The organism is Rhodococcus sp. 05-2254-5 (assembly GCF_002258575.1).
In the GTDB taxonomy this organism is placed as follows: domain Bacteria; phylum Actinomycetota; class Actinomycetes; order Mycobacteriales; family Mycobacteriaceae; genus Rhodococcoides; species Rhodococcoides fascians.
The window spans coordinates 579639-602104 of the sequence record NZ_NOZG01000007.1; the positions used below are offsets into that span (position 1 = coordinate 579639).

General features: G+C 65.5%; 21 protein-coding genes. 16 read left to right on the forward strand and 5 right to left on the reverse strand.

Features of this window, described 5'->3' with window-relative positions:
* Positions 1–22 precede the first annotated feature (22 nt).
* The 3 genes from CH278_RS07990 to CH278_RS27415 are packed head-to-tail and all read left to right on the forward strand — an operon-like array spanning position 23 to position 724.
* A complete protein-coding gene (locus CH278_RS07990) occupies positions 23–373 on the forward strand; it encodes a VOC family protein (protein ID WP_032367485.1) in 351 nt (116 codons plus the stop codon).
* A gap of 7 nt (positions 374–380) precedes the next feature.
* The gene (locus tag CH278_RS07995) at positions 381–566 is read left to right on the forward strand and encodes a hypothetical protein (protein WP_094621597.1); all 186 of its coding nucleotides are present in this window, start codon (positions 381–383) and stop codon (positions 564–566) included.
* Positions 563–724, forward strand: a complete 162-nt coding sequence (locus CH278_RS27415) for a hypothetical protein (RefSeq protein WP_155288495.1) — start codon at positions 563–565, stop codon at positions 722–724. The genes CH278_RS07995 and CH278_RS27415 overlap by 4 nt, the downstream gene beginning before the upstream one ends.
* Before the next feature lie 25 nt (positions 725–749).
* Here the strand turns inward: CH278_RS27415 and CH278_RS08000 are convergent, their stop codons facing one another.
* Positions 750–1640 (reverse strand): hypothetical protein, encoded by an 891-nt coding sequence (locus CH278_RS08000; RefSeq protein ID WP_179274332.1) that lies wholly within the window; start codon positions 1638–1640, stop codon positions 750–752.
* Between the two features lie 55 nt (positions 1641–1695).
* Between CH278_RS08000 and CH278_RS08005 the strand changes: the two genes are divergently transcribed.
* A complete protein-coding gene (locus CH278_RS08005) occupies positions 1696–3003 on the forward strand; it encodes a M18 family aminopeptidase (RefSeq protein ID WP_094621731.1) in 1308 nt (435 codons plus the stop codon).
* A 292-nt stretch (positions 3004–3295) separates the two neighbouring features.
* On the opposite strand, the gene CH278_RS08010 is transcribed toward CH278_RS08005, so the two are convergent.
* Complete coding sequence (locus CH278_RS08010) at positions 3296–4060, reverse strand: nucleoside phosphorylase (protein ID WP_230591141.1); 765 nt, start codon at positions 4058–4060, stop codon at positions 3296–3298.
* 103 nt (positions 4061–4163) lie between these two features.
* On the opposite strand from CH278_RS08010, the gene purL reads away from it, so the two are divergent.
* The 10 genes from purL (at position 4164) to purM (ending at position 17655) form a co-directional block, all read left to right on the forward strand.
* On the forward strand, positions 4164–6455 hold the full coding sequence (gene purL, locus CH278_RS08015; protein ID WP_032367486.1) for a phosphoribosylformylglycinamidine synthase subunit PurL: 2292 nt from the start codon (positions 4164–4166) through the stop codon (positions 6453–6455).
* Between the two features lie 131 nt (positions 6456–6586).
* Positions 6587–8263: an alpha/beta hydrolase gene (locus CH278_RS08020; protein ID WP_230073742.1), complete on the forward strand. Its 1677-nt coding sequence runs from the start codon at positions 6587–6589 to the stop codon at positions 8261–8263.
* On the forward strand, positions 8260–8886 hold the full coding sequence (locus CH278_RS08025) for a CPBP family intramembrane glutamic endopeptidase (RefSeq protein WP_230591140.1): 627 nt from the start codon (positions 8260–8262) through the stop codon (positions 8884–8886). The genes CH278_RS08020 and CH278_RS08025 overlap by 4 nt, the downstream gene beginning before the upstream one ends.
* Positions 8887–8892: 6 nt before the next feature.
* Positions 8893–9279, forward strand: a complete 387-nt coding sequence (locus CH278_RS08030) for a sterol carrier family protein (RefSeq protein WP_032367488.1) — start codon at positions 8893–8895, stop codon at positions 9277–9279.
* A 124-nt stretch (positions 9280–9403) separates the two neighbouring features.
* Positions 9404–10966 carry an amidophosphoribosyltransferase gene (gene purF, locus CH278_RS08035; protein ID WP_032367510.1) on the forward strand — a complete coding sequence of 521 codons (1563 nt, stop codon included), beginning with the start codon at positions 9404–9406 and terminating at the stop codon, positions 10964–10966.
* 139 nt (positions 10967–11105) lie between these two features.
* Positions 11106–12749, forward strand: a complete 1644-nt coding sequence (locus CH278_RS08040) for an ABC transporter substrate-binding protein (RefSeq protein WP_236254079.1) — start codon at positions 11106–11108, stop codon at positions 12747–12749.
* Between the two features lie 96 nt (positions 12750–12845).
* On the forward strand, positions 12846–13841 hold the full coding sequence (locus tag CH278_RS08045) for an ABC transporter permease (RefSeq protein WP_032367512.1): 996 nt from the start codon (positions 12846–12848) through the stop codon (positions 13839–13841).
* A complete protein-coding gene (locus tag CH278_RS08050; protein WP_032367489.1) occupies positions 13841–14809 on the forward strand; it encodes an ABC transporter permease in 969 nt (322 codons plus the stop codon). Before CH278_RS08045 ends, CH278_RS08050 begins: the two co-directional genes overlap by 1 nt.
* Positions 14806–16443 carry an ABC transporter ATP-binding protein gene (locus tag CH278_RS28150; RefSeq protein WP_094621599.1) on the forward strand — a complete coding sequence of 546 codons (1638 nt, stop codon included), beginning with the start codon at positions 14806–14808 and terminating at the stop codon, positions 16441–16443. The genes CH278_RS08050 and CH278_RS28150 overlap by 4 nt, the downstream gene beginning before the upstream one ends.
* 111 nt (positions 16444–16554) lie before the next feature.
* Entirely contained in the window at positions 16555–17655 is a 1101-nt protein-coding gene (gene purM / locus CH278_RS08060) for a phosphoribosylformylglycinamidine cyclo-ligase (RefSeq protein WP_027495851.1), read from the forward strand.
* Positions 17656–17729: 74 nt separating this feature from the next.
* On the opposite strand, the gene CH278_RS08065 is transcribed toward purM, so the two are convergent.
* From CH278_RS08065 to ygfZ, 3 genes are all read right to left on the reverse strand, one after another.
* Positions 17730–17927: a DUF3073 domain-containing protein gene (locus tag CH278_RS08065; RefSeq protein ID WP_072692062.1), complete on the reverse strand. Its 198-nt coding sequence runs from the start codon at positions 17925–17927 to the stop codon at positions 17730–17732.
* A 248-nt stretch (positions 17928–18175) separates the two neighbouring features.
* Positions 18176–18814, reverse strand: coding sequence for an MOSC domain-containing protein (locus tag CH278_RS08070; protein WP_057473677.1), 639 nt, complete (start codon positions 18812–18814; stop codon positions 18176–18178).
* Positions 18811–19932 carry a CAF17-like 4Fe-4S cluster assembly/insertion protein YgfZ gene (gene ygfZ, locus CH278_RS08075; protein ID WP_032400972.1) on the reverse strand — a complete coding sequence of 374 codons (1122 nt, stop codon included), beginning with the start codon at positions 19930–19932 and terminating at the stop codon, positions 18811–18813. Before ygfZ ends, CH278_RS08070 begins: the two co-directional genes overlap by 4 nt.
* Before the next feature lie 45 nt (positions 19933–19977).
* On the opposite strand from ygfZ, the gene CH278_RS08080 reads away from it, so the two are divergent.
* Both CH278_RS08080 and CH278_RS08085 read left to right on the forward strand, forming a co-directional pair.
* A complete protein-coding gene (locus tag CH278_RS08080) occupies positions 19978–20844 on the forward strand; it encodes an aminodeoxychorismate lyase (protein ID WP_027495854.1) in 867 nt (288 codons plus the stop codon).
* Between the two features lie 131 nt (positions 20845–20975).
* On the forward strand, positions 20976–22460 hold the full coding sequence (locus CH278_RS08085; RefSeq protein ID WP_094621732.1) for a cytochrome ubiquinol oxidase subunit I: 1485 nt from the start codon (positions 20976–20978) through the stop codon (positions 22458–22460).
* The last annotated feature ends 6 nt before the right edge of the window (positions 22461–22466 follow it).

The following is a 22466-nucleotide window of genomic DNA, read 5'->3' on the forward strand; positions in this document are numbered from 1 at the left end:
TGGGTGGGTCTAATCTTCCGCCATGACACTGACCCTGGGCATGATCACGTTCGATTCCACCGACCCGGGCCCGCTCGCTCGCTGGTGGGCCTCACAGGTCGACGGATCGATCGTCGAGGAGAACGACGGCTGGTTCTACGTCGTCGCACTCGCTTCGGCCCCGTATCGACTGGCCTTCCAGAAGGTCGACGACCCGTCGCCGGGTAAGAATCGCCTCCACCTCGACATGACCGCCGAGAACCTCGACGACGAGGTCTCTCGGCTGGTCGAGTCGGGTGCGACCGAGGTCCAGCAGCACACCATGGGTGACTTTCGCTGGGTGACGCTCAGCGATCCCGACGGCAACGTGTTCTGCGTATCCGGGGCGCACTGAGCAGCGGATGCCCGCCCAGTCGTGGGTAACGCTCGTCGTTGGCGTTCTGGCCGTCGTCGGGGTCGCTCTCATCGCCAGCACCGAACGCAAGGTGCTGCTTGCCGTTGCGGGCCGGTCTGCACGTCGCGCACTGGCGCAACCGCGCGAAACCGAGGACACTGACGGCGAGAGCGAGCAGGAGGACCCGCGATGACCACCACCGACGAACGCAACATCAAAGCACCACGGCCAACGGTCGCCGCTGCCGCTGCCCGCGCGTACATCACCATGGCCGAACGCGATCATCAACCCGTACCCGACTGGATTCGCGACGCTGCAGCGGGACGACCGACCACTCCGCCGCCTGAATAGCGGGTCTGTCGGCACGTGATCGCAGTCAGGCCGCGCGTGCGCGTAGTTCGGTCAACGCTGAGGTGAAGATACCCTTAGGCCCGTGCGTCACGTCGCAATACTCGCCGTCTCGCCAGAAGAACACCGAGCGCGACAGTGGGCTCGGTGTATCGCGAGAGAACACGTCGGCCAGCTCGGCGAGTGCGGTGGCTGCCGCGACTGCGTCGTCGGCGTCGCGGGGCCGATGAAAGGCGAATTCGTACGCGTTGGGGACGGCGAAGAGTACGCCGTACAGGCATTCGCCCAGATGCGACGAAATCAACGTGGTCATATCGGCGATCTTCGACGCGAGATAGATCGAATCGCCGTCGAGCACCTCGATGCAGACCCCCTCGCGTTCGAGCAACTGCGCTCCCTCGAACTCGATCGCCGCAGTGTTCTTGCGACCCGCAGCCCACGCAGCGTCGATGTCGCGCCCCTCGAAGTGACTGTCGGACAACGTCAGAGCTCGATTCGGAGACGACAGATTCAACACCCGCCTCGGCGCATCGGGTGCCGCGAGCAGGGGAACCGAATAACTGTACGAACCCATCGATTCCAACACGCACGGCGCAACGACGCGTTCACGGAGTTTCGAATGGAACTCGTCGTCGGACAGGCCTGCGATGAACGCCGGAGCGGACTCGCGCATCGCCTCGATCATGACCTGGACATGGCCGCCGATGATGCTGTCCCACGCCGACCGGGGCGCACCCGAGCAGCGGGCGAACACGTTGTCGAGCGGGAAGCGTGCACCCGACTCCGCGCCGAGCGTGGTCGCATCCTCACGGTGCACCACCATTCCGCGGGTACGAAATGCTTCGATCGTTTTCATTCGAACGATGGCGAGTGTGGTTGCGTGAGCGACGTGTTGGTTCGGTGTCGGCTCGATCTTCATGTTTCTCCCCCGGTCGGTGTGTGCTCTCGGGGTGTTCGACGCGGCGGCTGACACAATGGTTCCCATGTCGTCCTCTGCCTCTGCTGCCGGTCTCTGCAACTTCGTCGACGTCTCGCCGTCCCCGTTCCATGTGTGTCGGACGGTGTCGGTGCAGCTCGAGGACGCCGGATTCGTACGTCTGGACGAGACCGATGCCTGGCCGACCGAACCAGGCCGCTACTACTTGATCCGCGGCGGTTCTCTCGTCGCGTGGAGCACCGAGCACACCAATTCGGGTCGTTCCGCAGGCTCCACTCCTGATGGCCCCTTCCGCATTGTCGGCGGACACACCGACAGCCCCAATCTCCGGGTGAAGCAGCATCCCGATCTCGAATCGGCGGGTTGGCAGATGGTCGGCCTGGAGCCGTACGGCGGTGCCTGGCTGAACTCCTGGCTCGATCGCGACCTGGGTATCTCCGGCCGGCTCAGCGTGCGCGACGGCAACACCGCTCGCGAGGTGCTCGTCAAGGTGGACGAGCCGATCCTCCGCGTTCCGCAGCTGGCGATCCACCTGTCCGAGGACCGCAAAGGCGTCACGCTCGATCCGCAGCGGCACGTCAATGCCATTTGGGGCGTGGGTAACTCGCCACGATCGTTCATCTCCTACGTCGCCGACCGCGAAGGCGTCGATCCCGGTTCGGTGCTGGGCTGGGAACTGATGACACACGACCTGGCACCCAGCGCGGTGGTGGGCGTCGAATCCGAGTTGGTCAGTGCGCCGCGTCTGGACAACCAGGGCACCTGTTACGCCGGAACGCAGGCTTTGCTTGCGGCAGTGGAGAATCCGACCGACGTCACTCCCGTGTTGGCTCTGTTCGACCACGAGGAAGTCGGCAGTATGTCCGACCGTGGCGCGTTCTCGGACCTGCTCAACACCGTGCTCGAACGCATCGTGCTGGGGCGCGGCGGCGGCCGCGAGGAATTCCTGCGCACGATGGCCGGATCCATCTGTGCCTCAGGCGATATGGCGCACGCGACACACCCGAACTACCCGGATCGGCACGAGCCCGCCCATCGCATCGAACTCGGCGGGGGACCGGTGCTCAAGGTCAACCAAAACCTGCGCTACGCAACCGATTCCGCCGGTGCCGGTGCATTCGCACTGGCATGCGAGCAAGCCGACGTACCGTTGCAGCGCTACGTTCATCGCGCGGATCTACCGTGCGGATCGACCATCGGACCGATCACCGCGTCGCGCACCGGGTTGTCGACGGTCGACGTCGGCGCAGCGCAACTCGCCATGCACTCGTCCCGAGAGTTGATGGGAGCCGGCGACGTGAAGGCATACGCCGACGCGTTGGCGGCTTTCCTCGCCCCTGCCTGAGCCAGATCGGCGTCGCAAACGCGCGCGCAATTGTCAGGTGCGCGCGGATTCGTGCCCGATTCCGGGGCTGTTTCGCTCGCGTTCGGCAAACGCGCGCGCGTTTGCGAAATCCGGGGGCGGACGTCGAATGTTGGTGAGCCTTGGACCGCGAAGTTCGTGATCATCGTTCGGCAATCGCAAACGCGCGCGCATTCGTCAGGTGCGCGGAGTTTCGTGCCCGATTCCGGGGCAATTCGGCTCGCGTCTGGCAAACGCGAGCGCGTTTGCGAGATCAGGGGGGTGGGCCGAAGACCTAGAGCGGATCGAGTTGCAGGCAGGCGTCGGCAGCGAGCCAGAACAATTGTTCGCGCACCGTGGTTGCCTTGGTCCAGCCGCGGTGATCCCAGTCGGCGGCCAGGGAGTCTCCCGCGTACAGCAGTTGCGCGAATCGGACTCCGCGGAATCGGGCGACGGCGCAGAAGGCCGACGCCTCCATGTCGACCGTGCGGCAGCCTTCCTCGACGCGGCGCGAGACTCGTCCGCGGGTCTCGCGGTAGAGCGCGTCGGTGGTCCAGGAGCGGCCGGTGACGAAGTCGATGCCGGCATCGGTCAGTACCGACTGGAGTACGGCGACACCTACGGGATCGGCGTCGACCACCCGTCCGGGTGGCAGGTAGTGGAACGAGGTGCCCTCGTCGCGCAGGGCGCTGTCGACGACCATGACGTGTCCCATGCCCAGGTCGTCGGACAGCGCCCCGGCACCGCCGACAGCAACGAACTGTGTGCAGCCCATGGCAATGGCTTCTTCGAGGAACAGTGCGGCCAGTGGCGCTCCGACGCCGGGATGGAAGACGGCAAGTTTCTGTCCGCCTCGTTCGATCTCGTAGACGGGGTGTTCGCCGTGCTCGGAGCGCATGATCGACACCACTCGGGCGTCGCCTTTCGCGCAGATGCTCTCGATCACCTCGGCGAAGAAACAGACGACGGCTTTCGGCGGTACGTCGACTCCCTTGGCCACCATCGACGGGTCGATGACGCCCGTTTCGTCCAGATCGTCCTCGGTCAGTGCAATGTCCATCAGGTGATGTTCGCACGAGGCCGATACGTCCGATGCCGTACATGTCGGCGGCACCTTATAGACTCTCCCTGGCATTTCGCTCCATCGAAGGGACCTATTCCTCGTGTCCGCTAGCTCTGTACCCACAGACACTGTCTCGAACGCCGTCGCCACCCCCGACGTTGCGCAGCCGTACAAGGAACTCGGACTCAAGGACGACGAATACGTCCGCATCAAGGAAATCCTCGGCCGCCGCCCCACGGACGCCGAATTGGCGATGTACTCCGTCATGTGGAGCGAGCACTGCTCGTACAAGTCCTCGAAGGTGCACCTGAAGTACTTCGGCGAGACCACCACCGACGAGATGCGCAAGCCGATGCTCGCCGGTATCGGCGAGAACGCGGGCGTCGTCGACGTCGGCGACGGCTGGGCCGTCACGTTCAAGGTCGAGAGCCACAATCACCCGTCGTACGTCGAGCCCTACCAGGGTGCGGCGACGGGCGTCGGCGGCATCGTCCGCGACATCATGGCCATGGGCGCGCGCCCGATCGCCGTCATGGACCAGCTGCGATTCGGTGCTGCCGATGCACCCGATACGCGCCGTGTCCTGAGCGGCATCGTCGCAGGCGTCGGTGGGTACGGAAACTCCCTCGGCCTACCGAACATCGGCGGCGAGACGGTGTTCGACGCCTCCTACGCCGGTAACCCTCTGCTCAACGCCCTGTGTGCCGGCGTCATGCGGGTCGAGGACATGCACCTCGCGTTCGCGTCGGGCCTAGGTAACAAGATCATTCTGTTCGGTGCACGAACGGGTCTCGACGGCATCGGCGGCGTGTCCGTGCTCGCGTCGGAGACCTTCGACGGCGACGAGACCGGTGGGGGCCGCAAGAAGCTTCCCGCGGTACAGGTGGGCGATCCGTTCACCGAGAAGGTGCTCATCGAAGCCTGCCTCGAGCTGTACTCCAACAAGCTCGTCGTCGGCATCCAGGACCTCGGTGGTGCCGGGTTGTCCTGCGCCACATCGGAACTCGCGTCCGCCGGCAGTGGTGGCATGCACATCGAGCTCGACAAGGTGCCGATGCGCGCCACCGGCATGACTCCGGCCGAGGTGCTCTCGAGCGAATCCCAGGAGCGCATGTGCGCCGTGGTGACCCCCGAGAACGTCGACGCATTCATGGCCGTCTGCAAGAAGTGGGACGTCCTGGCCACGGTCATCGGTGAGGTCACCGACGGCGAGCACCTCCAGATCACCTGGCACGGCGATACCGTCGTCGATGTACCGCCGAAAACCGTTGCGCACGAAGGCCCGGTGTACAACCGTCCGGTGCAGCGCCCGGACACCCAGGACGCGTTGATCGCGAACAGCACGGCGTCGCTGAAGCGTCCGGAAACCGCGGACGAGCTGAAGGCCACTCTGCTGAAGATGATCGGCTCGCCGCAGCTGTGCAGCCGCCGATTCATCACCGAGCAGTACGACCGCTACGTCCGCGGCAACACCGTGCTGGCCGAGAACGCCGATGCAGGCGTCATCCGCATCGACGAGAAGACCGGTCGCGGAATCGCTTTGGCCACCGACGCGTCGGGCCGCTACACCGCACTCGACCCGTACCAGGGCGCGCAGCTGGCTCTGGCCGAGGCGTTCCGCAACGTCGCGGTCACCGGCGCCACTCCCAAGGCCGTCACCAATTGCCTGAACTTCGGTTCGCCGGAGGACCCGGGTGTCATGTGGCAGTTCCAGCAGGCCGTACGCGGTTTGGCGGACGGGTGTGTCACCCTCGGCATCCCGGTCACCGGCGGCAACGTCAGCTTCTACAACCAGACCGGCGCGGAGCCGATCCTGCCGACCCCCGTGGTCGGAGTGCTGGGCGTCATCGACGACGTCCATCGCCGCATCCCGACGGGGCTCGGCCTCGAGCCCGGCGAGACGCTCATCCTGCTGGGGGAGACCCACGACGAGTTCGACGGGTCCATCTGGGCGCAGGTCGAGCACGATCACCTCGGCGGCGTTCCGCCGAAGGTCGATCTCGCTCGGGAGCAGTTGTTGGCAGACATCCTGCTCGCATCCTCCCGCGACGGCCTGGTCTCGGCTGCACACGACCTGTCCGAGGGTGGTCTCGCTCAGGCCGTCGTCGAGGCAGCCTTGGCCGGCGAAACCGGTTGCCGCATCATCGTTCCCGAAGGCGCAGACCCGTTCGTGACCTTGTTCTCCGAATCCTCCGGCCGGGTGCTGGTCGCCGTGCCGCGCACCGAGGAGACCCGGTTCACCGGCATGTGCACCGCACGCGGACTTCCGTGGGCGCGAGTGGGCGTCGTCGACGAGGGCTCGGATTCGATCGAGGTCCAGGGGCAGTTCTCCGTGCCGATGACGGAACTGCGGGAGACGTTCGAGAGCACTCTTCCCAGACTCTTCGGCTGACCGAGGTGGGGGGACAGGTATCGGAGCGTCGAAGGGGGACCGAGCCCACACTCGAGCAGGATCAGCATCATCGGTATCACTTTCCGACGGTGGAGTTCTCGGCTCCGTCGCCGGAGAAGCATCCGTTCGTCATGTGGTCGTGGGGCCTGCTGCGTCTTGACTTCACCGGAATCGCGTTCAGCGCGTTGTTCTTCTGCTGGTCACTGACGCCGTCGCTGCTGCCTCGTGGATGGCTGTTCCAAGGCATCATCGGCGGCATCAACTCGGCTATCGGGTACGCCTTCGGGGTGGCCGTGGGATGGGCGGTGACGCGTTGGTGGCTGTCGTCGCGTTCGTGGTGGCCATTGCCGCGCAAGGTCGAACTCGCAGTCAAGGTGGTCGTACTCGTCGTCGCCGTCGCTGCGTCGATGATCATGCTGGCGGTCTCGGCGCAGTGGCAGCGTGAACTCGCCGCGCTCATGGACGCGGAGGGGACCACCACGACGGGTTACCTCCGCACCGGAGCATTGAGCATTGCCATTGCCGCACTGCTCATCTCGATCTCGCGGGTGCTGCGCGACGTCGTCCGATTGCTCGCCCGTCAGATCAATCGCATCGTCAAGATGCCACGCGAGGTGGCCAACGCACTCGGCGTGATCGTCCTGGTGGTTCTGGTCGTCGCCCTGGTTCAGGGTGTGCTGCTGCGTGCGGTCTCCGAGGTGACCAACTCGGTGTTCAGTCTGCAGAACAACGAAACGCGAGAGGGCACAGAACAACCCGTCGCCGACGAGAGGTCGGGTAGCCCGAACTCGTTGGCACCGTGGGACACACTCGGATTCGAGGGCCGCAACTTCGTCTCCAGCGGTCTGCGAGCCGACGAGATGGAACGGGCCACCGGACGTCCGAGCCTCGAACCCATTCGGGCCTACGCCGGACTGGAAACCGCGGAGACTCAGGACGAACGACTCGATATCGTCGTCGCCGAACTCGAACGCACCGGCGCGTTCCAGCGCAAAGCGCTCATCGTCGTGCCGACCACCGGCACCGGCTGGGTCAACCCCACCGCCGTCGAGGCCGAGGAGCTGATGTTCGACGGCGATGTCGCCACCGTCGCCTCTCAGTACTCGTATCTGCCGAGTTGGATCTCGTTCATCGCCGAGGGCGACAAAGCCGCCCAGGCAGGCAAGGCGCTGATCGACAAAGTGCACGACCGCTGGCTGCAGGAGCCCGAGGCCACCCGCCCCAAGTTCTACGTCTACGGCGAAAGTCTGGGGACGAAGTCCGGTGAAGGCGCGTTCGACGGGTTGGCGGACATCCGCGCCACCACCGACGGCGTCCTGTGGGTGGGTCCGCCGAACGACAACCGCATCTGGAGTCAGTTCGTCAGCAGGCGTGATCCGGGCAGCCCCGAGGTTCGGCCGGTGTACTCCGAGGGCCTGACGGTTCGCTTCGCCGACAATTCGTCGGGCATCCCGCCGGAGGATCAGCCCTGGTACGCCCCGCGCATCCTGTACGTCCAGCATGCGTCGGATCCGGTGGTCTGGTGGTCACCGGACCTGCTGTTCGAGCGTCCGGACTGGCTGTCCGAGCCGCCGGGGCCGGACCGACTGCCGAGCATGCGTTGGTTCCCGGTGGTGACGTTCTGGCAGGTGGCAGCGGACCTGACTAATGCCGCGGGCGTCCCCGACGGCCACGGTCACAACTACGGAACCCTCGTGCTCGACGGCTGGGTGGCCGTCGCCGCCCCCGAAGGCTGGACCGACCGCGACACCGAACGAGTGCGCGGCGTCATGGAGCAATTCGCCGGACGTGACGGTCCCGAGAAGTGAGAACCGCTCTGGCAACCGGAGTGGAGCCTGCGGAACGACCCATTCTGACCGGACTCGTGACAACGGCGTGGAGCACGTACGTGCTGCCTGCGGCCGGGCTCGGAGCCCGCGGGCGGGCAGTGGCCAACGCGTCGTTCGCCGTCGCTGTGGCTGCGGTGTCGGGATCGAATGCCGAACGGCTGGGCCTGCGTAACGCCGCATCCGGGCTGAAATGGGGTGCGGCTGCGGCAGCGATACCCGTCCTGGGGTCTGCGGTGGTGGCCGCCGTACCCGCACTGCGTCGACGCGTCCGTCCGTCCGAGGACGATCTCGCGGAGTGGGTGCTGTTTCGGATTCCGGTGGGGACGGTGCTGACCGAGGAGTTGCTCTTCCGCGGTGTGCTCGATGCGGCATCGCCTGCCCTGTCGCCGGTCTTCTTCGGACTGTGGCACATTCGTCCCGCCCGCGCCGCCGGGGATTCGGTGGCCGGGACCGTTGCCGCGACGACCGTCGCCGGGGTGGTGTTCTCGTGGCTGCGGGCGCGCAGCGGCAGTGTGCTCGCCCCTGCTGCGCTGCACTACGCACTCAACGCGAGCGGTGCCGTGTTGGCGCATCTCGCGGCTACCGAACGTGAGAGGAGCTGACCGGAGATGCCACCGCACAAGGAGGTCGGTCCCGCCGAGGTGCGCGAGGCCGTTCTGGCCGTCGCGGGCTGGATCAGAGGCGAGGCCGAGAAGCCGCCGCGGGCACAGATCGCCGCCGCCGTGCGCACCACCGCCAGAACTCTCGGTCAGAACGCGCCGGGGTCGTCGGTGGAGGTGCGGGTGCCGCCGTTCGTCGCGGTGCAGTGCATCGTCGGGCCCCGGCACACCAGAGGAACCCCGCCGAACGTCGTCGAAACCGATGCTCTGACATGGCTTCAGGTGGCCACCGGGACCCGGGATTTTGCCGAGGCGCTCGGCGACGGCTCGATCGACGCGTCCGGCAGCCGGGCCGTCGAGGTGGGTCGTTGGTTGCCGTTGCTGACCATCACCTGACCGCCGGATTTCAGCGGCCGTTCGACCGCCGGGAATCTCCTGGACACACGATGCGTTGTGTCAGCCCGTGTGCCCGTAGACTGGGCACGGCCCCCCGCCCCGGACCCCCTAGGGAGCAATGCCCGTGACCAACGCCGATTTGTCGGTCGACAGTCCGAATCTTCTGGTAGGCAAACCCATCGACGAGCCGGAGAACGAGCCGCGCGAAGAGTGTGGAGTGTTCGGTGTGTGGGCACCGGGCGAGGACGTGGCCAAGCTCTCGTACTACGGCCTCTACGCACTGCAGCACCGTGGGCAGGAAGCCGCAGGCATCGCGGTGTCCGACGGCTCCCAGGTGCTCGTGTTCAAGGATCTCGGCCTGGTCAGTCAGGTGTTCGACGAGCAGACGCTCGGCGCGATGCCCGGGCACGTCGCCATCGGCCATTGCCGGTACTCCACCAGTGGGTCGGTGACGTGGGAGAACGCGCAGCCGATCTTCCGTACCACCACTGCCGGTACCGGTATCGCACTCGGGCACAACGGCAATCTGGTGAACTTCGCCGAACTCGCCACCAAGGCTCGCGATGCGGGCCTGATCAGCGATCGATTGCAGGGCAACGGGACGTCGGATTCCGATGTCGTGACGGCACTGCTGGCGCACAAGGCGGCCGACTGCACCATCGAGCAGGCGGCCATGGAATTGCTGCCGCTGCTCAAAGGCGCGTTCTGCCTGACCTTCATGGACGAGCACACCCTCTACGCCGCGCGTGATCCGCACGGCGTTCGGCCGTTGTGCCTCGGTCGCCTCGATCGCGGCTGGGTCGTCGCCAGCGAGACCGCAGCACTCGACATCGTCGGTGCGGCCTTCGTCCGCGACATCGAGCCCGGCGAACTGTTGGCGATCGACGCCGACGGCGTTCGGTCCTCGCGTTTCGCTGCCCCCGAGCCCAAGGGCTGCGTGTTCGAGTACGTCTATCTCGCACGGCCCGACAGCGTCATCGGTGGTCGATCGGTGCACTCGACTCGGGTGGAAATCGGACGTCGTCTCGCCAAGGAGCATCCGGCCGAGGGTGATCTGGTCATCCCGGTGCCCGAGAGCGGAACTCCGGCAGCCGTGGGCTTCGCCCAGGGCTCGGGAATCCCGTACGGCCAGGGGCTCATGAAGAACGCGTACGTGGGCCGCACGTTCATTCAACCGTCGCAGACCATTCGGCAGCTCGGTATCCGGCTCAAGCTCAACCCTCTCAAAGAGGTCATTCGCGGCAAAAGGCTCGTGGTGGTGGATGATTCGATCGTTCGCGGCAACACGCAGCGGGCGCTGATCAGGATGCTGCGCGAGGCCGGTGCCCTCGAGATCCACGTACGTATCGCGTCCCCGCCGGTGCGGTGGCCCTGCTTCTACGGCATCGACTTCGCTTCTCCCGCAGAGCTGATCGCCAACGGCGTCGATTCCGAGGACGGAATCCTCGAAGGCGTCCGGCAGGCCATCGGTGCCGACTCGCTGGGCTACATCTCCATCGACGGCATGATCGCGGCGTCGGAGCAGCCCGAATCGCGCTTGTGCGCAGCATGTTTCACCGGGAAGTACCCCATCGATCTGCCCGCGGACAATGCACTCGGCAAGCACGTGCTCGAGGGTCTGCTGGCGTCGGCCGCTGGGCAACCGGTGGACAACGACGCGAATGTGAGCGCTCTCAGCCGTCCTTGACCTGGTCTTTTCCGTTAGGGAACAGCAGGGTTTTCTCAATGCCACATATTGGAAACAGTCCATCGGTACTGTCCCGAGTTACATAGGACACACCGATTGGATAGAGGCTCAGATGACCCTGTCGCCCGACGACGGACGCATGCAGCGCTACAGCGCCGCATCACGAACGGCTGTGCGTAAGCACGGCAAGAAGACCGCCGCAGTGGCCGCACTGTCGGTACTCGCACTGACCGCCGCAGCGTGCGGCTCGGGACGCACCGACGCCGGTGGATCCGGCGACGGCGGCGGCGGTGAGACCATCACGGTCGGCACCACGGACCAGGTCACCTCGCTCGACCCGGCCGGCTCGTACGACAACGGATCGTTCATGGTGATGAACCAGACGTATCCCTTCTTGATGAACTTCGCTCCCGGTAGCTCCGAGCTCGAGCCCGATGCGGCCGAGAGCTGCGATTTCGCGGAGCCGACCGTCTACAAGTGCACGCTCAAGGACGACCTGAAGTTCGCCAACGGCAATCCGCTGACGAGCGAGAGCGTCAAGTTCTCGTTCGACCGCATCGTCGCGATCAACGATCCGAACGGGCCTGCGTCGCTGCTGACCAATCTCGACAGCATCGCGACACCGGACGAGAAGACCGTCGAGTTCACCCTCAAAGCGGCCAACGATCAGACGTTCCCGCAGATCCTCGCGACACCCGCGGGCCCGATCGTCGACCAGACGGTGTTCCCGGCCGACAAGGTGCTCGACGACGACGCAGTGGTTGCGGGCAAGCCGTTCGCCGGCCCGTACTCCATCTCCAGCTATGGCAAGAACTCACTCGTCAGCTTCGTGGCCAACGGGGACTACAACGGCATTCTCGGCACCCCGAAGACGTCGTCGGTCAACGTGAAGTACTACACCAGCTCCGACAACCTCAAGCTCGATGTGCAGAACAAGGCCATCGATGTGGCATGGCGTTCCCTCACCCCGACCGACGTCGAATCGCTGGGAGCCGTCGACGGCCTGACGGTGCACGAGGGCCCCGGCGGCGAGTCCCGCTACATGGTCTTCAACATGAACACGATGCCCGGCAACACCCCCGACCAGAAGTTGGCCGTACGCAAGGCGATTGCTGCCTCGGTCGATCGCCAGGCGCTCTCCGACGGCGTCTACAAGGGCACCTACACCCCGCTGTACTCCGTGGTGCCGACCGGTCTGGAAGGTTCCAACAAGGCCTTCTCCGACGTCTACGGTGAGACCCCCAACAAAGACGAGGCTGCCGGGTTCCTCTCGGCCGCAGGCGTGGCCACTCCGATCCAGCTCAACCTGCAGTACAACCCGGATCACTACGGCTCGAGCTCGAGCGAGGAGTACGCCGCGATCAAGAGTCAGCTCGACGCGACGGGCTTGTTCAATGTGAACCTGCAGTCCACCGAGTGGAGCACCTACACCAAGGAACGCGTCGCCGACGCGTACCCGGTCTACCAGCTCGGCTGGTTCCCGGACTACCCCGATGCAGACAACTACCTGACGCCGTTCTTCGGGCCGGACAACTTCCTCCAGTCGCATTTCGAGAACCCGGAGATCACGTCACTGCTCGACCTCGAGCGCACGACGGCCGACGAGAACGCACGGATGCAGATCATCGGACAGATTCAGACCGAGCTCGCGACCAACTACCTGCCGACCCTTCCGCTGTTGGAGGGCAAGCAGATCGCCGTCGCCACCGATGAGATCAGCGGTGTGGACGAGACCCTCGACGCCTCGTTCAAGTTCCGCTTCGTCACTCTCGCCAAGAGCTGACCGGTGCCCGCTACCGCACAGACGCCGGTAGGGGAGAAGAAAGCGCAGCAGGCGAGCGCGCCGTCACGATACGGCGCGCTCGCCCGCTATCTCGGGATCAGGTTTCTGTTGATCATCCCGACTGCCTGGATTCTCGTCACCGTCGTCTTCTTTCTCATGCGTGTGATCGGTGACCCGATCACCGCCGCCCTCGGCGGTCGACTACCCGCCGAACAGATCGCCCAGCGCAAGGCCGAGGCCGGATACGACCGGCCGATCCTGACGCAGTACTGGGAGTACCTCACCGGATTGTTGCGCGGCGACTTCGGCCGCTCCGCCACCGACAATCGCGCGATCAGTGACGTCCTGCTCGTCAACGGTGCTGCCACACTGGAATTGGCGTTCTGGGCGCTGCTCGTCGCGTTCGCGGTCGGCATCCCGCTCGGGTTCTACGCCGCCACCCATCGCGACCGGTTCGGTGATGCGTCGCTGCGAATCTTCGCGATCCTGGCGTACGCGGCCCCGGTATTCTTCGTCGGCATGCTGCTCAAGCTGCTGTTCGCCGTCAAGCTCGGCTGGCTGCCGGTCGCCGGGCGGGCCAGTACCAATGTTGAACTGGCACTGCAGAACGTCTCCCCGAAGACGAACATTCTGATCATCGACTCGTTCCTGTACGGCGACACCGGTTACACCGTCGACGTGCTCGAGCACGCGGTTCTGCCCGCTCTTGCGCTCGGCCTGCTGACGGCCGGTGTGTTCCTGCGATTGGTGCGAGTCAACCTGATTCAGACGTTGCAGGCGCCGTTCGTCGACGCCGCCCGCGCGCGCGGGTTGAGCGAGGGCACGGTGACGAGGCGACATGCGTTCCGCAACGCCATGATTCCCATCGTCACCGTCATCGGACTGCAGATCGCCGTCCTCCTCGGCGGTGCCGTACTCACCGAGACGACCTTCGAGTGGCAAGGACTGGGCTACGAACTCGCCCGTTATCTGCAGGCCCGCGATTTCGTTGCCGTGCAAGGCATCGTGACGTTCCTGGCCGTGGTGGTCGCCGTCGTCAGCTTCGTCACCGACGCGATCGTCGCCCTCATCGACCCGAGAGTGAGGTTCTGATGAGCACCGAAGTCGTGCTGTCCGACGTTCCTCCCACCCGTCCGCACCGCAGAGGGTTCCCCGGCGTCGCGTTCGTGAAGTCCACCTCGGGATTGCAGCGGGTCACGCTCATCGTCGGGTTGGCGCTGATGGTGGGGTTCGTGATCGCGGCGCTGTTCGCGCCGATTCTCGCGCCGTACGGTTTCTCGCAGACCAGTGACGCCGGTGCGGATTTCGCCCGCCAAGCCGCGCCGTCCGCGGATCACTGGTTCGGTACCTCGGTTCGCGGTGAGGACGTGTTCTCGCGGGTGATCTACGGTGCCAGAACCGCATTGATGGTCATCGCCTCGTCGCTGGTGCTGTCCCTGATCATCGGCGTTCCCCTCGGTCTGGCCTCGGGCTACATCGGCCGCTGGTTCGACCGGGTGCTCGTGCTGTTCATGGACGCGATGTACGCATTCCCGTCTCTGCTTCTCGCCGTGGTCATCTCGATCGTCGTGGCAGGCGGTCAGTCGTCGAGTTTCGGCGGTATCGCCTCCGCGGCCATCGCCATCACGGCGATCTTCGTGCCCCAGTACTTCCGGGTGGTCCGCAACGCGACGGTCGCCGTCAAGACCGAACCGTACGTCGACGCCGCGCGGGTGACCGGAGCCGGTACACCGCGAATTCTGTTCCGGCACATACTCGCCAACGTGGTGCAGACACTGCCGGTCATCATCACGCTCAACGGAGCCGAGGCCATCCTCACCCTCGCCGGGCTCGGCTTCCTCGGGTTCGGGATCGAGCCGACCTCCGCCTCGGAGTGGGGATACGACATCAACAAGGCCCTACCGGACATCTCCAACGGCATCTGGTGGACGTCGGTGTTCCCGGGCCTGGGCATCGTGCTGGTAGTCCTCGGTCTGACCATGGTCGGTGAAAGTGCAAGCGAGACACTCAATCCGCTGCTGCGGACCCGCAAGAAGTTCAAGAAGGCGGTGAAGGTATGACATCGAGTGTCGTGACTGAACGCGAGTTCGCATTGTCGGTGCAGTCGTTGTCCGTTTCGTTCGTCACCGATGCCGGCGAAGTCGATGCCGTCACCGAGGTCTCGTTCGAGGTCTTTCCCGGTGAAGTTCTCGCTGTGGTGGGGGAGTCGGGGTCGGGTAAGTCCGTCAGTGTCCGCTCCGCCATCGGGTTGCTGCCCGATACCGCGCGGGTCGAAGGACACGTGGTTCTCGGCGGGCAGGACGTCACCACGCTGAGCAACAAGGCGTGGGCGCAGTTGCGCGGCAACAAGATTTCGATGGTGTTCCAGGAGCCGGGCAGCGCTCTCGATCCGCTGTTCACCATCGGGTATCAGATCGTCGAAGCACTCCGGGCCCACACTCCTGACGACGGTAGACGGATGTCGGCAAAGGATGCCAAGGCCCGGGCCGTCGAGTTGCTGACGATGGTGGGTCTGCCCAATCCCGAGCAGCGCTTCTCGTACTACCCACACGAGCTCTCCGGTGGCCAGAAGCAACGCGTCATGATCGCGATCGCCATCTCGTGTGAGGCGAAAGTCATCATCGCCGACGAGCCGACCACCGCCCTCGACGTCACTGTGCAGGCCGAGATCCTCGAACTGCTCCGCGATCTCAAGGATCGGTTGGGCTGCGCCATCGTGCTGATCACCCACAGCATGGGCGTCGTGTCCGATCTGGCGGACCGCGTCGTCGTCATGCAGAACGGCCGAGTCGTCGAGGAAGCGCCGGTGGCACAGCTGTTCGACGCCCCCGAAGACGAGTACACCAAAAAGCTGCTGGCCGCGGTGCCGACCCTTGCTGCAGTGGAGTCGGACAAGACCGTCGACACGTCGGGCGAGCCGGTACTCGAGGTCTCGCAGCTGGTGGTGCAGTTCTCCGGTGGGGTCGGCTCCTCGGCATTCCGAGCGGTCGACGACGTCTCGCTGACCATCCACCGCGGCGAAACCCTCGGTCTGGTGGGCGAATCGGGCTCGGGTAAGTCGACGATCGGCAGGTGCGTTGCAGCGCTCCAGAAGCCGACCAGCGGCAGCGTGACGGTGATGGGACAGAACATCGCCGGCGTGAGCGAGCGCAAGCTCAAGCCCTTGCGCAAGCGATTCGGCTTCGTCTTCCAAGACCCGTCGGCGTCGCTGAACCCGCGGCTCACCGTCGGACAGTGCATCGCCGAGCCGATGATCGTGCACAAGTACGGCTCCAAGGATGCGATCGCGGCCAGGACCACCGAGCTGCTCGACGCCGTGCAACTACCGTCCGGCACCGACAAGCGTTACCCGCACGAGCTGTCCGGTGGGCAACGGCAACGCGTCAGCCTGGCGCGGGCACTGGTGCTGGGACCGGATCTGGTGGTCGCGGACGAGCCGACCAGTGCACTCGACGTCTCGGTCCAGGCGGCCGTGCTCGACCTGTTCGAGGCGCTGCAGCGGGAGTTCGGTTTCGCCTGCCTGTTCATCAGCCACGATCTGGCGGTGGTCGATCGCGTCGCACATCGGGTGGTGGTGCTGCGGGGCGGCCAGGTCGTCGAGCAGGGCACGCCGTGGAAGATTCTGCGCTCGCCGGAGGAGGAGTACACGAAGAAGCTGTTGGCCGCCATCCCGGGCAAGCGGCTGCGCACGTAAATTCTTCCCGCCAGCGGGCACTCCGGTACCGTTAGGGCGCTATCTGCGCCGCTACGCACGGTTCGCGTGCTTGGGGGCGCTGACATGAACGAGTACACAGGCTGGAGCCGAATGACCGAGGAATCCCAACCCACGAGCGCAACTCACTCGGGCGGTGCCTCCTACGCGGCGGCCGGGGTCGATATCGCCGCAGGAGACCGAGCAGTTCAACTGTTCGCGCCACTCGCCAAGAAGGCCAGCAGGCCCGAGGTCATGGGCGGTCTCGGTGGTTTCGCCGGTCTGTTCGCGCTCAAGGGCGACTACCGCGAGCCGGTCCTGGCTGCCTCGACCGACGGAGTCGGCACGAAGGTCGCCGTCGCCCAGGCCCTCGGCAAGCACGACACCCTGGGTCTCGACCTCGTGGCCATGGTCGTCGACGATCTGGTCGTGTGCGGAGCCGAGCCGCTGTTCCTGCAGGACTACATCGCCGTCGGCCGTGTCGTTCCCGAGCAGGTCGCGGAACTGGTCAAGGGCATCGCCGAGGGCTGCATCATCGCCGGTTGTGCCTTGCTCGGCGGCGAGACGGCCGAACACCCGGGGCTGATGGCCGACGGTGACTACGACCTTTCTGCCACCGGCATCGGCGTCGTGGAGGCGGACTCGATCCTCGGACCCGAGCGCGTGCGTCCCGGCGACGTCGTCATCGGCATGGGATCGTCCGGTCTGCATTCCAACGGCTACTCGCTCGCTCGCAAGGTGCTGCTCGAGATCAACCACATGGATCTCGGCGGACACGTCGAGGAGTTCGGCCGCACACTCGGCGAGGAACTGCTCGAGCCGACGAAGATCTACGCCAAGGACTGCCTCGCACTCGCGGCCGAGACCGACGTGCGCACGTTCTGCCACGTGACGGGCGGCGGACTCGCCAACAACCTCTCGCGCGTCATGCCCGAGGGTCTCGTGGCCGAACTCGATCGGACCACGTGGAGCCCGGCCCCGATCTTTTCCCTCATCGCGCAGCGCGGACGCGTCGAGCGGGCCGAGATGGAGCAGACGTTCAACATGGGTGTCGGCATGGTCGCGATCGTCGCCCCCGAGGACGTCGATCGTGCTCTGGCAGTACTGACTGCACGGCACATCGACTGCTGGACGCTCGGCACGGTCAAGAAGGCTGCGGGCAAGGACGTCGCCGACGAGCGCGCGCTGCTGCTGGGTAACCACCCGAGGTTCTGACCGGCCGGTCACACGACGAACAAGTGAGGGGGAGCCGCGGTGCGGCTCCCCCTCAGTCGTTCAATGCACAGTTTCTAGCGTCGCCAGTCCTCGTACTCGTCTTCCTCGACTCGGGAATGCACATCCGAGTCAGAGTGGATGCCGCCACGATGGGAGTTGGACGAACCACCGGAGAGCTCTCTTTGCAGACTCTCCAAGTCCGTTGTCGGCGAGCTGTACTTGAGCTCACGAGCGACCTTTGTCTGCTTTGCCTTAGCCCTGCCTCGGCCCATGGCGGTGCCCCCTCGCGGACTTGCGGGGCGGCCTGGGGAAATTTGGCGGCCCCGTTAGAGTTGGTATTTCTTCCTGGCACACACTCTAGCGCGCGAATCGCCGCGATGCGCATACGGCACCACGTGTCGATGCCGGGCCCGGCGGCGCGACACGCCCGGGGCAGGGGTCCGCGCTGCCTGTACCTGCGCATATCCGTGCTCAGGCGAACTATCTTCGCGCTACGACACGAAAACAGTAGTGCTGCGCGTCATGGCCTCCGCGACGATTTCAGCGCCGCCGCCGCGTCGCGGTACACCTTCGGTGCCAATCCGGGCTCGTCCAGAAGAGTCTGCATCGCCGCGGCGTCCCGCCCCTCGAAGAGCATCCGCACCGTCACCGCGTGCCGTGGAACCGATTCGACCGTCACCGAATCACCGGCGGCGAAGACCCCGGGCTCGAGCACTCGGAAGTAAGCGCCCACATCTCCCCGGGCAGTGAATCGGCGAACCCACCCCGGCTCGCCCATCCACCGCGCGAACGTGCCGCAGGGCTTGCGTGCGATGGTTGCCTCCAGTGTCACCGTGCCGATGCGCCACCGCGTCCCGATCACCGCGTCGGTCACCGGGACGCCGCTGGTCCGCAGATTCTCGCCGAACCGTCCTGGCTCGACGGGCGCACCCAGCTGATCGGCCCAGTACCGGGCCTCTGCCTCGTCGTAGGCGTACACGGCTTGATCGAGACCACCGTGGAACTTGGTGTCGGAACAGTGGTCCCCGCCGATGCCGAGCTCGTGCACATCCACCGGGCCGTGCACGGGGCGCTTGTCGATGCCGCTGTCGACGACGCCGCGCCGCCCGAACGGGACGTCGGCATGCACCACGCAGACCGCCGAGACGGTCCCGGTCACCGGCCGCGAAGGCGATCGACGGCCGCGCGGCCGGCCTGCACGTCGTCGTACGAGGGGATGGAATCGGGGTCGATCGACGCCGCACACGGACCCGCCTCCAGGGCGGTGTCCACCGGAATCGTTCTCTTGACCAGCGCGAGGGCAACGGGCCCGAGCTCGAAGTGGTCGACAACGGTCCCCAGACGCCCCACCGCGCGGCCACCGGCGGTGACGGGGTCGCCGGTCACGGGCCGTCCGTCGGCGGAACCGTCGAGATGCAGGAGTACCAGGTGACGCGGCGGTCGACCGAGGTTGTGCACCCGCGAGACGGTCTCCTGCCCGCGATAGCAGCCCTTCTCCAGATGAACCGCGCCGAACTCGGCTGCACTGCCGATCCATCGGACCTCGTGCGGAATGGTCTTCTCGTCGGTGTCCACGCCCACCCGCGGTCGCACCGATTCCACCCGCAACGCCTCGTACGCCCACGTTCCGGCCGGGGCAGCACCGGCGTCACGGAGGCGAAGGAACCAGTCGCTCAGGCCTGCTCGGGGGACGACGACGTCGTACGAGTTCGGACCCGGCCAGGGCATCCGCCGGACGAAGCCGCCGCCGTCCACTGCCGACGCGCCGTAGATCTCGCTCGGAACGGGGAGGCCTGCCTTGTCGAGGATCGACGCCGCGTCGGATCCGAGGACGGAGAGAACGACGAGTTCGTCGGCCTCTCTGGGTTCGGCCTTGGCCCAGAAGACCATCTTCTTCAGGAACGACAGCAGATCCGGTCCCTGTGCACGTTCGGTGTCGATGTAGGTGACCCCGCCCAGATCGGTCTGAACGAAGTGATGCTCGATGCGGCCGTTGACGTCCAGGCTCAGGTTTTCGGCCGAGCTGCCGTCGGGCAGATCCGACACGAGTTGGCTCGAGATCGTGTTCAGCCAGCTCGAGCGCTCGTCGCCGCTGATGGCAAGCACGAATCGGTGGGATCGATCGATGACGGCGGCTGCGCTGACGGCACTGCGTTGTTCGCCGAACGGATTGCCGTAGTGCCAGGCGACGCCGGCATCGACGCTGTCGTCGGGAGAGGGCACTGCGCCGGGGAGAGTGAGAAGAGGACTCGGGGTGATCGTCACAGGATCGGACACCACTCCATAGTAGGAGCACCCGGCCACAGCCTTTAGGGTGGCGGCATGTCGGAGTCGGTAGTGGTGACGTTGGACGGCCGAGTGCACGACGCGGATCGGCCGTTGCTGTTCGCCGACGATCTGGCTGCCGTGCGTGGTGACGGCGCGTTCGAGACGCTGCTGGTGCGTGACGGCTCGGCCTGCGGCGTCGAGCTGCACCTGGCGCGTCTGGCCGTGTCGGCGGCGGCCCTGGATCTTCCCGTCCCCGATCCGGATGCCTGGCGCGCAGTGATCGAGCAGTCGGTCGGCCTGTGGACGGAGAAGTCCACGGACGAGGGCGTTCTGCGGTTGGTGCTGAGCCGTGGTCGTGAGGGCGGCGGCGATCCGACGGCGTTCGTGACGCTGGGGCCACTGCCGGGTCGAGTGCGAAACGCCCGGGAGAACGGGGTGTCGGTGATGACGCTCGATCGGGGCTACTCGGTCGACTTCTCCGCCGGTGCGCCGTGGCAGCTGGCAGGCGCGAAGACGTTGTCGTACGCGACCAACATGGCCGCGCTGCGCCACGCTGCCCGCCAGGGCGTGGACGACGTGATCTACCTCAGCAGCGAGGGCAGAGTGCTCGAGGGACCCCGGTCGACGGTGGTGGTGGCGCGCGGTAAGACTCTCGTCACACCGTCGGTCGAGCAGGGCATCCTGGCGGGCACCACAGTTGCCGCCCTGTTCTCGGTGGCCGAGGCGGCCGGCTGGACGTGCGAGCACGGACATCTGTATCCAGCGGATCTCATTGCAGCGGACGGTGTTTGGCTCGTTTCGAGCGTCACGCTGGCTGCGCGGGTGACATCGATGAACGGCGTCGTTCTGGGGCGGCCCAGCCGCGCGGACGAGGTGCCCGAGATGGTCGATCTCGCGGTGGAGACCGTCCGGATGCTCTGAGGGTCCAATGGCCCTGTCGAAAGACTCTTCCCTACTACTACTCGTAGTAGTACATTCGAATCAGTCGCGGGCCAATGCCCTGACCTGCGGTGTTGCCCGTCACAGCTCGGGTGGAAGAGTTCGGAGTATCGATGGACGCGTTGGATGTCTCGCGGTGGCAGTTCGGTATCACCACCGTTTATCACTTCATTCTCGTACCCCTCACCATCGGCCTCGCGCCGATGGTGGCGGCCATGCAGACCATGTGGGTGATCACCGGCAAGGATTCCTGGTATCGACTGACCAAGTTCTTCGGCAAGCTGTTCCTCATCAACTTCGCACTCGGCGTCGCAACGGGAATCGTGCAGGAGTTCCAGTTCGGAATGAACTGGAGCGAATACTCACGATTCGTCGGTGACGTGTTCGGTGCGCCCCTCGCACTCGAAGGGCTGGTCGCGTTCTTCCTCGAGTCCACGTTCCTCGGTCTGTGGATCTTCGGATGGAGCAGACTACCCAAACTCGTTCACCTGGCGACCATTTGGCTCGTCGCCATCGGCGTCAACGCCTCGGCCTTCTTCATCATCGCGGCCAACTCCTGGATGCAGCATCCCGTCGGCGCGATCTACAACGAAGAAACCGGCCGCGCCGAGCTGACCGATATCTGGGCCCTGCTCACCAACAACACTGCGCTGGCAGCATTTCCGCACGCGGTCGCAGGCGCATTCCTCACCGCCGCAACCTTCGTCGCAGGCATCTCCGGATGGTGGATGGTCCGCGAGGCTCGAAAGAAAAAGGCCGAGAACGAGATAGCTGCGGTCCCAGCCACCGACTCGCGCCAGATGTTCAGGTCGGCAGCACGCATGTCCTTCATCGTCATGATTGTCGCGGGTGGGGCGCTCGCCATCACCGGAGACATTCAGGGCAAGCTCATGTTCGAGCAGCAGCCGATGAAGATGGCCTCCGCAGAATCGTTGTGCGACACAGAAACCGGAGCCAGCTTCTCGCTCCTGACCGTGGGTACCCACAACAACTGCGAATCCGTGGTGCACCTCATCGCGATCCCCGGCCTCACGTCGTTCCTGGCGAAGAACGACTTCGGTGCCACCGTGCAGGGCGTCAACCAACTGCAGGATCAGTACGAGCAGCAGTTCGGACCGGGCAACTACAAGCCCAACCTGTTCGTCACCTACTGGGCGTTCCGGATGATGATCGGCCTGGCCGCAGGCTCTGCGTTGCTAGCTGTCGCAGGACTGTGGGTCACCCGAGGTGGCCGGATTCCCGACCAGAAGTGGTTCTCGTGGCTGTCGCTGCTGGCCATTCCGACGCCGTTCCTGGCCAACAGTGCCGGCTGGATCTTCACCGAAATGGGGCGTCAGCCATGGGTTGTCGCGCCCAACCTCTCGGGAGTCGATCAGATCCGGCTCACCGTCGACCAGGGCGTCTCCGACCATCCCGTCGGCCTCGTCGTCGCCTCGCTGGTGACGTTCACACTGCTGTACGCCGCTCTCGGAGGTGTCTGGTTCTACCTGCTTCGGCGCTACGTCATCGAAGGACCTCTCGACCACGACGCGCACCCGCACGTCGACCCACCGGAATCGGAAGACGATGAGCCCAAGCAGCTCTCGTTCGCGTACTAGGGGATA